The sequence below is a fragment of the Candidatus Kryptonium sp. genome, assembly GCA_025060635.1.
GTDB lineage: Bacteria > Bacteroidota > Ignavibacteria > Kryptoniales > Kryptoniaceae > Kryptonium.
Map to the genome: position 1 here is coordinate 1 of JANXBN010000012.1, position 15,085 is coordinate 15,085.

Consider the following 15,085-nt stretch of genomic DNA (forward strand, 5'->3'; position numbering starts at 1 on the left):
CTAAAAAACTCTCCCTCTTTATCGGCGAAATTCCATAATTTTTCATACTTTTCAAGAATGTTATTGTCAAGGATATTTTTAAAGTCGGAAAAAGATATATCTTTATTTCCGATTTTCCAGGGGAGAGCCACCCAATAGATTTCTGGGAATTCAGAAAGTTGTGAATTAATTTTTTCTTGTATTTTTTTAATTTTATTTTCATCTAAGATATCTGATGTAGGTTTAAGTTCTGAAAAAATTGTTTCTTTGGCTTCTTTAATTGTATCGCCTATCTTTTTTTTCATCTGCTCTACTATTGTACTATTTATTTCATCTTTATTACTTAATGGCAAAATAGCGACGAACCTATTTGGAATAGTTGGTAATTGAAGGTGTTCTTCTTTAAACCCAATTGGTAATTGAAGGTGTTCTTCTTTAAACTCAAGCAGTTCAAAATCTTTGAAGTTCTTTTTAATAAACCAATCAACGAGTGGCTGTTTATATAAATCTGGATATATGATGTTGGTTGGACCGAATTTATCTATTATAACTTCCATAGCCTTAAAGGTTAGAAAAGATAAAATGAAACTTCCCATATAGAAATCTTGTGTCTTTCTCGCTTGTGCAATAAAGCTCTGAACAGGACCTATTGAGAAAAGAAATAGGGAATTATTTTGTATGAGAGTTTTACCATCCCAAAATGCCAATACAGAAGAAGCGATCTTCAAATGTTCCCAGATTGAATGGTCAGGGACTCGGGTGTCTGCTGGAAGAACAGGAAGATACTTTACCCAGTTCTCACTTTTTGCTTTTTCAAAAATTTCATCTTGTAAATTTCTCCACAGGAAGAAGAATTTTTTCTTATCTTCCCAATTTCCGATTTCTTTACCGATTTGTTCATATGTCTCTCTAATGCTATTAAAGGCATCATTTGGATTAATATTAGATACTGTTAGATAACCTTCTGAAAGAGGATGTCTTATTTCATTGAAAACTTGAATAACCCTTTCTGGTAGTAAACTTCTTTCCATACAAGAAGCTATCATATCTGGTCCTTTGACTCCAAGGACGCCAGAAACTCCGAGCAGATTAGCATATAATTTTGCTCTATTCTCATGACCTTGTATATCAAAGCATTTGTCAATTGGATCGTGTAAGAAAGCTTTTAGTTTTTCTGCGAAATTACTCATATGTTTAGTTCCTCCCATTTTCTTTCTTTCTTTAAAAACTCTAAAAAATCATTCAATATATTCGTATTAATTTTTTCTATTTTTTCTTTTTCAACTTTCCAACTTTCTTTTTTCTCTTCGTTCAATTTGTCCCTTTTAATTTCTTCTGTTTTTTCAACTTTCCTATTTTCTTTCTTTTTTTCTTTCTTTTCTTCTCCGAAAAATTTAACCCCTCCCGGTTTCAAACTTATAACAACTGGGAAATATTTATTATTTTTTGATTTTATAACTTTAAATATGACCGGAGAAGCCCACCGTTCTGAGAGTCTTTTTTTGCCATTTTTTAAATCATACGGAACTAATCTTCTTTTAAATCCCGAGAGCGAGAATATGATAGGCATACCAAAAGCGGATAAATCTTGTACGGATTTGTCTCTTCTTAACTCTCTTCTGAACTTCATATAATTCCCTCCTAAGAAGTCTAGAGCACCTTTCCAATCTTCATATGGATCAAATATAAGTATTTTTGCCCCTATTAGATTTGTATATTCTTCGGTTCCATTTTCAGGTCTACAAATACTTTTTATAGCATTTATGTTATCCTCAAGAAATTTTTTAAGGTCATTTCTATTTTCTGCTTGGCAGATAAAATTTATTGTGTTATTTTGTTCACATTCGACATCCAAAACTTCAATGTTCCCCCCACCCCTTCTTGCTCTTGTTCCGAAACCCCCAAGATAGATTGCGAGCCAGAGTGAAGCTACTGCATTTTTAAAGCTATGCTGATCAAAGGAGGTAAGAGTTATTTTGAATTTAGTGTTATCTGCGAAGTATTCTCTTATTATTGGTTGACCTCTTGATTTGAGTGTGAAAGTGGAGTAATAGAGGTATTTTAGTCCATTATAATTATTTATTTCTGACGATACATTGTTGCTAGTAGAAGAGTTTTCCAGTTCTACTTTCAGTTGAACTTTGCTTTTGCCAGCGTTTTCAGTTCCCCCAAAAATTTTATTCTCTTCCTCCCTTAACTTATCAATATCATCTTCCGCTTTGATAGCTCTCCACCACCAGCGCATCATGCCTTTAAATTCAGAAGGTCTAATTTCGGGTGTTCTTCCATCTGCCCCTGCCATGAACATAGGAGTTATAACTGAGCAGGAAAGAGTAATCTCATGCATACTTTAACTCCAAGTTATGTTGTTAACATGAAGTTAATAATCCCTACAAATATGCTCAAACCCCATACCACCTTAATCTTCAATATCTCCTTCGGATTGAAATCCGAAGTCGGAAGCTTCTACATACTTATTTTATTCCGAAAAATTCATCACCTGTTCTAAATTTAATTCATCTATTGGTCAAAGTCAAGTCTTTATCTGAAAACTACATAGTTTTGCAACTACATAGTTTTCATATAAAGGTATTGACTTTTTGATGTGAAAAAATTATATTAAGAATGTCTTATGTGTGAGATTACTTGTTTGCGTGTGAATGTTGTTTGTTCTTGCATTTGAGAGGTGTTTTACAGGGGGTGCAAAAAAGGGAAAGTCACACAAAAGATACATATTATGAGAGTAGAGGTAACTTTAATAGCATCTAAGGATAACAAGTTAAGTTTGAATTACAACTACGATGTTGCGGGGTTGATTTACAGGATTGTTGGTTTGAAGTCATCAAAATTTGCAAATAAGATACATACAAAGGGGTTTAGGTTAAATGGCAAAGTTTTCAAGATGTTCACATTCTCCAAGGTTTTCTATTTTGAAGGAGCATATGTTCAAGAGCGTCATATTTTTATCCCACAGAATGCTGAGATTTCATTTCTTATTTCATCTCCATATGAGGAATTTTTGAAGAACTTTGCTTTTGGATTAACAAGGGTGGATAAAATATGGCTTGGGGGAAAGGATAACATTTACACCTTGAGATCGGTTGAGATCGTTTTTGAACCTGAGATATTTCAGGGAAATCCTATGGAAGTTATTGAGGTTGATGGAGTATTTATCTCACCACTTGTTGTTTCCAGGGTTGATCCGCTTGGCAGGACGATTTTCCTTGGTTGTTATGATGGTGAAGTTCCATATTTTATTCGTAGGAATTTATATGAAAAGTTTTTGGCTTTTTACAAATATGAACCGGAGGATGAATTTGAGTTTATGTTTAAGTTAGATTATATAGTTAAAAATCAGTGGAGCAAGCTCATAACGATAAAAGAGGGGAGAGAAGATGAAACAAAGATACGTTGTATGCTTGCTCCGTTTAAGATAAAAGGGACGAGAAGAATTATAAAGTTTGCTTGGGATGTGGGGCTTGGCGAAAAAAACTCAATGGGTTTTGGAATGTGGGATATCGCAAAATCTACAAAGGCAAAAAATAAAGTAGTGGGGGGATGATGGAATTTGAAAAAATTAAAATGTTTTCATTCCAGGTGTGTGTTATTTTTTAATTTTCTAAACATCTTTTTAAATGTGTTAAAAACAAAGGTAAAGTAAATCTATGAAAAAACAGAAACAGTTTCACATAATCAATGTCGGAAATTCGCTTCTTACAAATTTCCAAAAGGTGACGCCTGAAATAAGTAAGGTTTCACAAGCTGACAACGAATTTTGGAAGAAAATGATAGAAGATACCAAGTTTTTGGATAGTATTTTTAATTTCCTGAAAAACAATCCCAAAGAAAATTCTGCGGAGATGAATACTTTTTTAAGGGTTGTTGAAAATGTTGAACCAAATGATGTAGAAGTTTATTTATCTGGGACAAACACATATTCAAATGAAATCTGTGTTAGGACTATACAAAGATTTTTGAAAGCCGAAGGATATCGTATTTACGATAATCCTACTTTTTCTGGATACTTCTTTGAGGCAAGCCGATACGATGATGAATATGCAAAAAATGAGTTTGTTAAGGGCGTTGCTGAAATGTTGGATAGATTTATTTATCTTGCTCTGAAAAAAATGGAGGAAGGGTATCAGGTTTTCATTAATCCAACGGGCGGTTTAAAGGCGCATGTGATCGCGTGCGCTTTGGCTGGATTCTTAACAGGAAGCGAAGTTTATTACATGAACGAGGAGTTTAGAACTGTCGTATATCTTCCCAAGTTGTTCTATTTACCTAAAGGGCGAGAGGTTGAACTACTTAACATTTTATCGGATAAAAAGCCAAGAAGCGGTCCTGAATTTGAAAAAATTCAAAAGACATTTCAAGATGAAATGGAAAGATTGAGAGTTTATGGGCTTGTGGAGATTGAATCAGACGAGGAAACCGGAAAGCCATTTAGAGTGAAAATAACAAATAGAGGATACTTGTTTGTAATGTATTACAAAGAAAAAAATAGTTAGCATGCGAGCTCACAAGAACATACTTGTTTCCGTTCTTGGCTCAACTCCACAGATTTTGACAGAAACACTGTGGTATTTAAATGTAAAAATGGGCATAGATATTTCTAATGTCATAGTTATAACAACGAGCTATGGGAAAAGATTAATATGTGATGGTGATGAAAAAACAGGGATGCCATCGCTTTTGAATGAAGTGCTTGAAAAATTTTGTGATGAATTTGGCTTGAATATAAAATTAGATGTTAGAAACATCAAAGTAATAGTTGATGACAAAGGGAATGAACTTGAGGACATAAGAGATAGCCATCAAAATGAAATTGCAGCTGACTTCATCACAAGGGAGATAAGAAACATTATAAATAAACATGGTAGCAATGCAACGATACATTGCTCAGTAGCTGGCGGCAGAAAAACGATGTCGGTATATGCAGCGCTTGCGATGACGCTCGTTGGAAGAAAACAAGATAAACTTTATCATGTCCTTGTTTCCCCACCAGAGATTGAAGGCAATCCAGCATTCTTTTACAAACCAAAAACTCCGTATAGGATCAAGATCAAAGATGGAAGGGAAATTTCAACAGATGAAATAGAGATAACCCTTGCTGAAATACCCTTTCTCAGGCTTGGAGAAAAATATGGGAACATTTTTCCAAGCGAGATCTCCTATGTTGAGTTAGTTAAGCGCATTCAAAGCTATGTTAATTTTGAAAAACCAGCTGTAACTGGATATGATGACGAGAAAATTGAGATAATAGGAGAGAACAGAAAATTTAAAGAGTCATTGAGGCGCCTTGAAAAATACGCAAAGAATGATAAAGTCAAGACAATTTTACTTATTGGTGAAACTGGGACAGGTAAGGAACTGTTTGCAAAGTATTTTCATAAGATTGGAAGTAGAAAAGATAAAGACTTTATTGCGGTAAATTGCTCTGCGATACCAGAGAGTTTAATTGATACGGAACTTTTCGGAAGCGTTAGAGGCGCCTATACAGGTGCAGTAGATAAAAAAGGAATTTTTGAAGAGTATGATGGAGGAGTCGTGTTTCTTGATGAGATCAACAGAACAAGTTTAGGATTTCAAGCGAAACTTCTTAGGTTTATAGAGCAGGGTGAGATTAGACGAGTTGGAGAGGCGAGAGTTAAAAAAGTAGATGTAAGATTAATAATTGGCTTAAATCAGGAACCGAACGAGTGGTATAATAGTCGGGAAGTGTTGGCAGATTTTTACAACAGGATAACGCGACATCAAGTTAGAATTCCACCATTGCGTGAGCGAAAGGATGATATACCTGCTTTAGTTGAATACTTTTTGAAAAAGTATTCTTTAAAGTATTCAAAGAACATAACGGGAGTATCCGAAGAAGTGATGAAAGTCCTACAAAATTATGATTGGCATATGGGCAATGTGCGAGAGCTTGAGGGAGTTATTGATAACATGATCGCAACAGCTGATGAAAATGAGCAGATATTAACAAGATTGCCGGAGTATTTTGAAGAGGAACTTAGAGCGAAGAAGAAATATACTGAAGAAATCATAAGAGAAATTTCAGGCGGCGAGATAAATTTAACACTTAAGGAGCTTGAAAAAATATATATTGAGTATCAACTTCAACAAAATAACGGCAACATAACGAGGACCGCTGAAAAATTAGGATTAAAGAGAAGCACCCTCCAAAGCAAGATGAAGAATCTCAACATAGTGCCGAAAAATAAGCGCTGACGATATATCGGCGCCGAAATATCGGCATCAAGCTCTCCGAATGAAATCCTACCTTTAATTTTGCGCTCATTTCCACAGGTGATAAGCTTTGGCACAGTTTTGGAAATATACAAATAGTGAAGTTCTTTTAAAACGAAATTGGGGGAAGACAATCAAGAAAATTTTCAAAATGTTCGGTGGTAGAATCCGATCGCTGGAATTAGCACTGGGATAATTGAAAATATCGTTATTGATCGGATCATCAAGGGTACTTTTGGTGACAACAAGAAGAAGTAGGACAAAATGAATTGTTTGTATCATAACAAATTCTAAAACAAGATAAGAAAACTGCTGTGAAGAAAATCGTCAAAGACATAGTTGTGAGTATTACCGTAATGGCTATGGAGTTTATAATTGAGGACACCGATAAGTAATCTTTTAATGTGATGGATTGGGGATCGGGGGGCTTGCCCTGCGGGCTTTGTGCATTAAAAAATTTGAAAACAAAAATTAGGAGGGCTAATTAAGCAAATAGCAAAAATCGCAACCGTATGCGCTTTCGCTGCTGTTATTGAATTTGTTGGAAAACAAATTAAAGATGTTTTGCTGATTTTGTTGATGGGATAATTGACTAATTTTACAAACTATGAAATTTGCTCGTTTTGCGAGATCAGTGGAAATGTAAGCGGAAAAAACGAGATAGGAGGTGATCTATATGAAATTTACGCATCATGCTTTGAAGAGGATCGGAATGAGAAGAATTGAACAGAATTTAATTGAGATCGCTTTAAGGTGTGGGGTGAGCATATATAGCGCTGGAGCAAAGTTTGTCTTCGTTAGAAGGAAAGATATTCCTGATGATTTGCCAGCTGAGATGGCAGAGAAAATAAATGGGCTCGTTTTGGTGTTGAATCCAATTGATGATACGGTTATAACAGTTTACAAAAACAAAAATGCTCTCAAAGAGATAAAGCGAAAGTTGAAAAGATATGACAAGAGTAAATATGTGAGCGCTCCGAGAAGATGCTTTAGCTTATCGGAAATTTTTTGAGTGAGCGAGATTTGTTAAATTTAAGAAACAAAATTTATCTGGAATTATGGGGAAAATTTACACTTTAACGGGAAATCCGTTCGTTGATGCCGGGATCTATGTCATTTCTGAACTTGTAGAGAAGGAAATTGAAGAGATTGAACCTGAAGATTTGAGGGATCTTTATCCAGAGATTGTTGATCTTTATTTTACTCCTGGTTGGAGAAGGATGCTTTATTCAATTTTTCCGAACCATCCTGTCACACATACGACTGGCAGTCCGAAAAAATATCGGGAATTCTTAGATGAGCTCTTTTCGGATTTGAAACCGTTAGGAAGTTCTGGGACTTGTGTTGCTTGTGGTCGCAGGGATAAGACAAGCGTTGAGAGAAGATACGGAATTGGCAGGGACCTTGTTCCGTTGACTGGCTCAGCTGAGTTTGTCAATTTCTTTCCGATGGGCTCGCTTGGGCTTGAGATGTGTTCGGCGTGTTTGCTTGTTATTCAATTTATGCCGATATTTTTGCACTATTGTGGTGGCAAATTTTTGTTGTTGCATTCAAACTCAAGTAAGGTATCAAGATATTGGGCAAGGAATTGTGTTTACAATTATCATAAGCAAGTTTCACTAAACAATTTTACTGGTTGTTACTCAAGCGACTTTAGAGATCCGGTGAATTCGTTTTTCAGAAGCATTGAGGACATAATAATAAAATATGATGAAAACTGGATTGATGAGGACGCTTTTATACGCTTTTATTATTTCAGCAACTATGGTCAAAGCCCATCCGTTGAAATTTTTGATGTTCCAACGCCTGTTTTTAGGTTCTTGGCGTATGTAAAGCAGGCAAACGCATATGGGGATTGGAAAGAGATGATTGAGGAGAATTATCTAAATGGGAAGAACGAAATCTATAACAAATTGCTCAAAAATGAAAGCATCGTCAGATATTTTTTTGACAAAGGTAGAAAAATCAAAGGCAACTGGGAACTTTTAAAATTTTACTTAAAGGAGGTGAGAGAAATGAACGAAAAATGGATCAATTTAATAAGAGAGCTCGGGGACAAAATTGCAGAAATAATTAAATCTCTTGATTCAATCAAACGGCTTAGACAGATTGAAATGGCACAAAGTTTTTCGGATTTTAGAGGTGTGCTGTTGCGTTTGGAAAGACAAGATGCAGTGAGGGCTGGTTTGAAAGAACCATTGATAAGATTTGACGATTATGTTTTTATCTTCGCAGATGGAGCGAAAGTATGGAATGAAGTGAGGGATTTGTTGTTGTTTAGAATCTATGAAAGGTTGCACGACTGGCTTTTGGAAAGACGAGTTGAAGAGGAAGTGGAAGAGTAAATTATAAAAACAAAATTTATCAGGAGGTGAAAAACTATGCTTATGGCAACAGGATATTTATTAGTTGATGCGCCACATTCAGCGCTAAACAATGCTGGAATTGATGTAAGCGAAAGGACAGAGAACATAGTCAGGGTAAAGGCGATAAGAAAGGGAAGGGAAATCTATCCATATGTTTCAGCTCAAGCTTGGAGGTATTGGTGGAGGATGACTTTGAAGGAAATGTTCGGTTGGGAGCTTTCTCCTGTTGAAAGAGCTGAGAAAGTTGCGTTTACAAAAGCAAATCCGTTTAAGTATCCTGACGATGATGTTTTTGGTTATATGAGGGCTGTGAGGGAAGGGAGAACAGATAGGACATTGACTCGTGTTTCACCTTTAAAATGTTCACCGCTTGTGTCAGTGTTAAGTTTTGAACCAGTGCAAGATTACGGAGTTATGGCAAGGCAAGAAGGGGATCCAGTGCCGTATGAACACGAGTTTTATTCAACGGTTTTGCAAGGCGTATTCTCGCTTGATCTTTCACGGGTCGGGGTTTTCTATGCTAAAAGTCAGGCTGGATTTAGGAATGTTGATGAAGGGATGATTGATAGAGATCCAGAGCTAAGTAGTAGCTTTGCTGCGTCTGGTGCTGAAAAGGTTGACGATGTTTATGTGCTCCCTTCCGATATACGAGCTAGAAGAGCATCTGAAGTGATATTTTCGCTTGCGTATTTGTTTGGAGGAGCGAAGCAAGCACAACATTTAACAGATGTCGTCCCGAGATTCATTATCATGGCTATCTTAAAGGGTGGAAACCACATATTTATGAACTTGGCTTATGATAAAAATGGCAGTGTTGAATTTAACTATGAAGGATTGAAACGATCGTTGGTTGATTACTCAAACATAATTGCATCTGATGTATATGTTGGGATAATGCCGGGATTTTTAGGTGACTTTTATGATAAGTTTAGAAAGGAGTTTGAGGGATTTGCACTTGGGGATGGTAAGAATGTATTGATCTATAGTCCGAAGGAGGCTATAGAGAGATTTTCACAGGTGGTTGGCAGAGTTGTAAGCGAGATGTGAAAACTTATTTGCGGGCTTTCCGCCCGCTTTTTATTTAAAAAAATAGAGGTTTGAAGCTATGGAAGCAATTCGTATAAAGATGGTTGGCATCACCGCTTCGTTTAGAAATCCAAACTTTGTTTCTGGGGCTCAGCCCACGCTTGATGTACCTCCGCCAAGCACAATCCTTGGAATAATTTCATCAGCGGTGGGAAGGATCATAACACCAGAGGATGTTAAGTTCGGTTATGTCTTTTTATATGAGACAAAGGGGAAAGATCTTGAACTAATTTATGAGTTAACGATAAAAGATAAATACAAAGCGAAATCAAATGTCATCTTGAGAGAGTTTTTATTTTCGCCGGAGCTTTACATTTACATTGACGATTTATCATTTGAAAAGTATTTCATTTATCCGGAGTTTCCGTTGCTTTTGGGCAGGACACAGGAGATCGCTAAGGTTGAAGAAGTTAAAAAGGTTGTACTTGAGAAAGCATCGCCTGTTAGGTTTGGGCATACGGTTGTTCCGTTTGATTTCAAAGGAGTTGCAGGTGCGTTGTTGGCTTTGCCACTTTATTTTGAATATAACTTCACTAAGCCGAGGGTTGGAAAGAAAATACAGCCGTTCGTCGTGGTCAACAGATTCATACAATATGCTCGCGAACCAATTTTTTATGATCAAGAAAAAAATTGGGGGGTATATTTCTATGGCGTTTAAAATTAAAATTTTGTTCATCGGCGTTTTCTTATTTACATCTTTATCTTTTTCGCAAGTTGCGGTTGAGGTTATTGATAGAACGGAGGATATGGTTGGACGAGTTTTAGTTTATCGTGTTAAGGAGAAGTTCAGAGAATCAAATGCATTTGTTCTTTTAACAGCGCCGGAGGGAGCGAGGATAAGAATTATAATCTCTTCAATGGATAGATTTAAAGGTAGTGAATTGCTTGAAAACATTTCAACGATGTATAGCGTCATTTGGTTGCTTTACGATGATAAAAAAATGATTTTTCCAATTTATCTTGATCACACGCTCGGTTTCGCAGGAAGAAGCGCCGTTGAAGAAGCTGCCGAAGGAATTGTAGCGAACACAGATAAAGTTACTTCAAGTATGGTTGAAATCATAAAGTTTTTAGAGAAATTGTTAAATCCACGAATGAAGTAATTATGTGGAAAATACTTGCGAAAACCGAGCCAGATAAAACGCTTTATGAACACACGCACGATGTTTTAAAAGTATTAAGTCAAATGATAAAGATTTTCCCAGATGTGCCGTCTCTTGTTGGTGAGCCCAATTTTTGGGATTATGTTTTTTATGCGCTTTTCTTTCATGATTTTGGCAAGTCGGCGAAAGGTTTTCAGGAAAGCTTGATGACGGGGAAGAGATGGGGATATAGACACGAAATTATTTCTGCTGGTTTCGTTTTTTATCTTGATTATGATGAGGAGGTGAAAAAGCTGATAGCGCTCGGAATAGCAAGCCATCACAAGGAATTAAACGAGCTTAAAGAGCAATTTTCAACTCTTCGGCACAGTTCACCTGGCTTTGAAAGGTATAACGAAGCAATAAAGGAAATTGAAGAGAATTTCATTGAAATCGTTGAGCTTATGAAATTGATCCCAGACTTGAGCAATGAATACATTGGCAAGATGTTAACAAACTTTAGATTGCCAAGATCCTTTAGTGAATTGATTGATGTTTTCTCTAAAGATGATGTTTTCAAGTTCGCTGTAAGAACTTATGAAGCGGAAATTGAAGATCAAGGGAAGATTGATAGGAAAAAGTGGTTGAAGCATATCTTTATGCGGGGTTTTGTCCTTGGATGTGATTATCTTGCGTCTTCTGGGAATTTGGAGGTGCCGTCATTAAGTGAAGAGATTTCAAAAATCGTAAAGTTTGAGAAGCTAAACGAAATACAAATCAAATTGCAAAGCAATGAAGTAAGCGGTAAAGATGTAATTTTGATCGCTCCAACTGGATATGGGAAAACTGAAGCTTCTTTGTTTTGGGTTGAGAGAAATCAAAATGAAAATATGACGAAAAGAATTTTCTACATCTTGCCTTACACTGCGAGCATAAACGATATGTTTAGAAGGTTTGTGAATTATTTTGGCGAAACATTAGTTGGGATGAAGCATCATAGGGCAGGATATTTTGTTTACAAAAGTTTTAGAGACAGGGAGTATACTTCAGAGGAGGCGAAAAAGTTTGCTCAAGCGTTTGTTGATTTGAACCGGAAGATTTATAAGCAATTTAAAATAATGACACACCTTCAGCTTTTGAAGGAGATCTTCGGGGTTTCTGGTTTTGAGATGAGGATTTCGGAGATGGCAGGTGGACTTGTCATCTTGGATGAGGTGCATTCTTATGATGCAAGGGTCATCGCACTTTTAATTGAAGCGTTGAAAATTCTGAAAGATGAGTTTGGAGCTAAAATTTTGATAATGTCCGCAACTTTCCCAAAATTTCTTCGTGAAATTTTTGAGGCGGAACTTGGAATTAACATATTCATTAGCGCAAGCGACGAAGAGCTAAGGAAAATTTCAAGGCACAGAGTTAACATTGTGGAGGATAACATTTTAAATGGAGTTGAAAAGATAGCAGATTTCTTGAACGAGGGAAAAAGAACTCTTGTCGTTTGCAATACAGTTAAAAGGGCTCAAGAAATTTACAGTATATTGAAAAAGGAAGCAAAAGGTGAAAGTTTGTTGATACATTCAAGGTTTGCTCTTGTTGATAGAGAGGAGATTGAGAAAAAATTGAAAAAAGAGAATGTTGTTCTTCTCGTTGGGACACAGGCGATAGAGGTGTCGCTTGATATTGATTTTGATGTTTTGTTTACAGACATCGCTCCGGCGGATAGATTGGTACAGAGGTTCGGGCGAGTGAATCGGAAGGGGAAACATAATTGTTCGGATGTTTTCGTCTTCACAGAATACTTTGATGAAGATTTAAGAATCTATGATAGGGATTTACTTGAAAATACAATCTCGGAGCTTAGAAAGCTTATGGCGATGAATCGGATAAGCGAAATTGATGTCGCAAATTTCATTGAAAGTGTTTATCAAGATGGCTTCAGCGAGCAACAAATGAGAAATTTTAATAAAACGAGGGACAGTTTCAAGGCGTTGAAAGATAAAATTGTTCCGATGTATGACAACAGGGTAAGCGAGGAAGATTTTAATAGATTGGTTGGTGCTGTTGAGATTGTCCCTTCGTTTTATGAAGATGATTTTTTGAGGGCGCGCGATGAAAAAAATTATTTTGAGGTTGTTAAGTTTTATATGCCGATTGCGTATCCACAATTTTTCAATCTTCTTGGAAAAGGTCAGATATATAGTCATAGTGATGCAATTTTTTGTCGCGCAAAATATGATCGTGAACTTGGGCTTTTCGTAGATGAATTTGAAACAAACATACTTGAATGATGATATTTGAGAATCCGAGGGTAACGGGGGTAATGATAAATTATTATTTCCATTGCAAGAGGCAGTTATGGCTTTTTGCAAATCAAATAGAGATGGAGCATAGCTCGGATTTAGTTTTGATAGGGAAGATTTTGAGCAACTCTTTTTACAAGGACAAACAGAAGGAGATCAAGATTGAAGATTTGATTGCAATTGATTGGCTTAATTTTGAAGATGGGGTCATACACGAAGTGAAGAAATCCGACTCTTTTGAAGAGGGGCACATATGGCAGGTCAAGTATTATATCTTTTACCTTAAGAAGAAGGGGGTTATGGTTAAGGGGAAGATAAATTATCCAAAGTTAAGAGTTGTTCGTGATGTTGAGCTTGAATATGGTGATGAGGGGAGGATAAACGAAATTTTAAGTGACATAATTAAAATTGTTCGCAGTGAGGAGGTTCCAAAGCGGGAAGATAAAAAGAAATGCAGAGGTTGTAGTTATTTTGAACTTTGCTGGACTTGAAGTTAAAAAAAATTGCCAATAGAAAATGGGGAGACCATATTACATATTTTCATCTGGAATTTTAAGGAGGAAGGACAATACGCTTTATTTTGAGTCAGTTGAAGCGAATGATGTTTTTGATGAGGAAGTGCTTTGTTTCGTTGGTTATCCGGATGTTGACGATTCAGAGGGTGTAAGTAAACGCAAGCCGATCCCGGTTGAAGATGTTGATTCAATATATGTTTTTAGCGAGATAACTTTCAACACAAGGTTTTTGAACTTTCTTTCGCAGAATAACATTCTTTTGCATGTGTTCAATTATTATGGTTTTTATTCTGGCACATTTTATCCGAGGGAGTTTTTAAATTCGGGGCGATTGATCGTGAAGCAAGTTGAGAATTATATTTTTGATGATCTTCGCCTCATCCTTGCTCGCAAATTTGTTGACGGATCAAGTTATAATATGTTAAGAAATTTAAAAAGTTATATGCCAAATGACGATCTTAAAGTTTATGTTGATGCAATTGAGGAGGAGAGGGTAAAGATAGAAAGTTGTGGTGATATTTCGGAGCTTATGGCGTGTGAGGGTCATATTAGGAATGCGTATTACGGGGCTTGGGATTTGATAACGAAGGATGATTTCTTCGCTTTTGATAAGAGGACTAAGCAACCGCCGAGAAATGCGATAAATGCTTTGATATCGTTTGGTAATTCAATGTTATATACCGCTGTGCTTGGTGAGATATACAAGACGCATCTTAATCCGACTATAAGTTATTTACACGAGCCTTCGGAGAGGAGGTTTTCGCTTGCGCTTGATATTGCGGAGCTCTTCAAGCCGATCATAGTTGATCGGTTGATTTTCAAGTTGATAAACAAAAAGCAAATTTCGCAAGAGGATTTTGAAGTGGATTTGAATTTCTGTTATCTTTCGGAAGAGGGGAGGAAGAAATTTGTTAAGGAGTTTAACGATTTGGTTGAGTCAACAATTAAGCATAGGAATCTTGGTCGGAATGTATCATATAGAGGTTTAATTCGGCTTGAGTGTTACAAGTTGATAAAGCATTTGCTTGGGGATCAGGATTATGAGCCAATAAAGGTTTGGTGGTATTAAAAGAAAAAGTGGGCTGTAGATATGTATTACATTGTAGTTTATGATGTTGAAGAGAAGAGGGTTGCCAAGGTTTGCAAGCTTTTGCGCAAGTATTTGCATTGGGTTCAGAATTCAGTTTTTGAGGGGGAATTAAGTGATGGTAAGTTTATGGAGTTGAAATATAGGTTGTTTGAATTAATTGATCCTGAGGTTGATTCGGTGATAATATATGCATTACAGGGTCGTTGGCGCAATAGAGAGGTTATTGGGCTGAATAAGAATGTTGCGGGGAATGTGATATAGTTTTTGTGCTGGTATATTTAAATTTTTTTGGTTTTCAATATTCGTTATTTCGTTTGCCGAGAATCGCGTGAATAAGTTAACAGTAAATTTTCCGAATATCTCACTGTCTTTCAATCAATTATTTCGCTTTGCCACTTTCCTTGACACTTTGTCAGTCCGA

Annotated in this window: 14 protein-coding genes; 12 read left to right on the top strand and 2 right to left on the bottom strand. The window is 36.3% G+C overall.

The window, feature by feature from the left end:
* The coding region (gene cas10 / locus NZ923_10520; protein ID MCS7230444.1) for a type III-B CRISPR-associated protein Cas10/Cmr2 at positions 1 to 1,169 on the bottom strand (1,169 nt) is incomplete at its 3' end.
* Positions 1,166 to 2,326 carry a type III-B CRISPR module RAMP protein Cmr1 gene (gene cmr1, locus NZ923_10525; protein MCS7230445.1) on the bottom strand — a complete coding sequence of 387 codons (1,161 nt, stop codon included), beginning with the start codon at positions 2,324 to 2,326 and terminating at the stop codon, positions 1,166 to 1,168. The genes cmr1 and cas10, both read right to left, overlap by 4 nt.
* 390 nt (positions 2,327 to 2,716) lie before the next feature.
* Between cmr1 and cas6 the strand changes: the two genes are divergently transcribed.
* The 12 genes from cas6 to cas2 all read left to right on the top strand — a co-directional run bounded on the left by cas6 (position 2,717) and on the right by cas2 (position 14,925).
* Positions 2,717 to 3,541: a CRISPR-associated endoribonuclease Cas6 gene (gene cas6, locus NZ923_10530; GenBank protein MCS7230446.1), complete on the top strand. Its 825-nt coding sequence runs from the start codon at positions 2,717 to 2,719 to the stop codon at positions 3,539 to 3,541.
* A gap of 103 nt (positions 3,542 to 3,644) precedes the next feature.
* Complete coding sequence (locus tag NZ923_10535) at positions 3,645 to 4,490, top strand: putative CRISPR-associated protein (protein ID MCS7230447.1); 846 nt, start codon at positions 3,645 to 3,647, stop codon at positions 4,488 to 4,490.
* 1 nt (position 4,491) lies between these two features.
* Entirely contained in the window at positions 4,492 to 6,210 is a 1,719-nt protein-coding gene (gene csm6, locus NZ923_10540) for a CRISPR-associated ring nuclease Csm6 (protein MCS7230448.1), read from the top strand.
* Positions 6,211 to 6,904: 694 nt separating this feature from the next.
* Entirely contained in the window at positions 6,905 to 7,240 is a 336-nt protein-coding gene (locus NZ923_10545) for a hypothetical protein (GenBank protein MCS7230449.1), read from the top strand.
* A gap of 46 nt (positions 7,241 to 7,286) precedes the next feature.
* On the top strand, positions 7,287 to 8,573 hold the full coding sequence (gene cas8a1 / locus NZ923_10550) for a type I-B CRISPR-associated protein Cas8b1/Cst1 (GenBank protein ID MCS7230450.1): 1,287 nt from the start codon (positions 7,287 to 7,289) through the stop codon (positions 8,571 to 8,573).
* Positions 8,574 to 8,609: 36 nt separating this feature from the next.
* Positions 8,610 to 9,641, top strand: a complete 1,032-nt coding sequence (gene cas7i, locus NZ923_10555) for a type I-B CRISPR-associated protein Cas7/Cst2/DevR (protein MCS7230451.1) — start codon at positions 8,610 to 8,612, stop codon at positions 9,639 to 9,641.
* Between the two features lie 58 nt (positions 9,642 to 9,699).
* Positions 9,700 to 10,338 carry a type I-B CRISPR-associated protein Cas5b gene (cas5b, locus tag NZ923_10560; GenBank protein ID MCS7230452.1) on the top strand — a complete coding sequence of 213 codons (639 nt, stop codon included), beginning with the start codon at positions 9,700 to 9,702 and terminating at the stop codon, positions 10,336 to 10,338.
* Positions 10,328 to 10,783, top strand: a complete 456-nt coding sequence (locus tag NZ923_10565) for a hypothetical protein (protein MCS7230453.1) — start codon at positions 10,328 to 10,330, stop codon at positions 10,781 to 10,783. The genes cas5b and NZ923_10565 overlap by 11 nt, the downstream gene beginning before the upstream one ends.
* 2 nt (positions 10,784 to 10,785) lie before the next feature.
* Positions 10,786 to 13,047: a CRISPR-associated helicase Cas3' gene (gene cas3, locus NZ923_10570; protein ID MCS7230454.1), complete on the top strand. Its 2,262-nt coding sequence runs from the start codon at positions 10,786 to 10,788 to the stop codon at positions 13,045 to 13,047.
* The gene (cas4, locus tag NZ923_10575; GenBank protein ID MCS7230455.1) at positions 13,044 to 13,550 is read left to right on the top strand and encodes a CRISPR-associated protein Cas4; all 507 of its coding nucleotides are present in this window, start codon (positions 13,044 to 13,046) and stop codon (positions 13,548 to 13,550) included. Before cas3 ends, cas4 begins: the two co-directional genes overlap by 4 nt.
* A 25-nt stretch (positions 13,551 to 13,575) precedes the next feature.
* Positions 13,576 to 14,643 carry a type I-B CRISPR-associated endonuclease Cas1b gene (cas1b, locus tag NZ923_10580; GenBank protein ID MCS7230456.1) on the top strand — a complete coding sequence of 356 codons (1,068 nt, stop codon included), beginning with the start codon at positions 13,576 to 13,578 and terminating at the stop codon, positions 14,641 to 14,643.
* Positions 14,644 to 14,664: 21 nt separating this feature from the next.
* A complete protein-coding gene (cas2, locus tag NZ923_10585) occupies positions 14,665 to 14,925 on the top strand; it encodes a CRISPR-associated endonuclease Cas2 (protein MCS7230457.1) in 261 nt (86 codons plus the stop codon).
* The last annotated feature ends 160 nt before the right edge of the window (positions 14,926 to 15,085 follow it).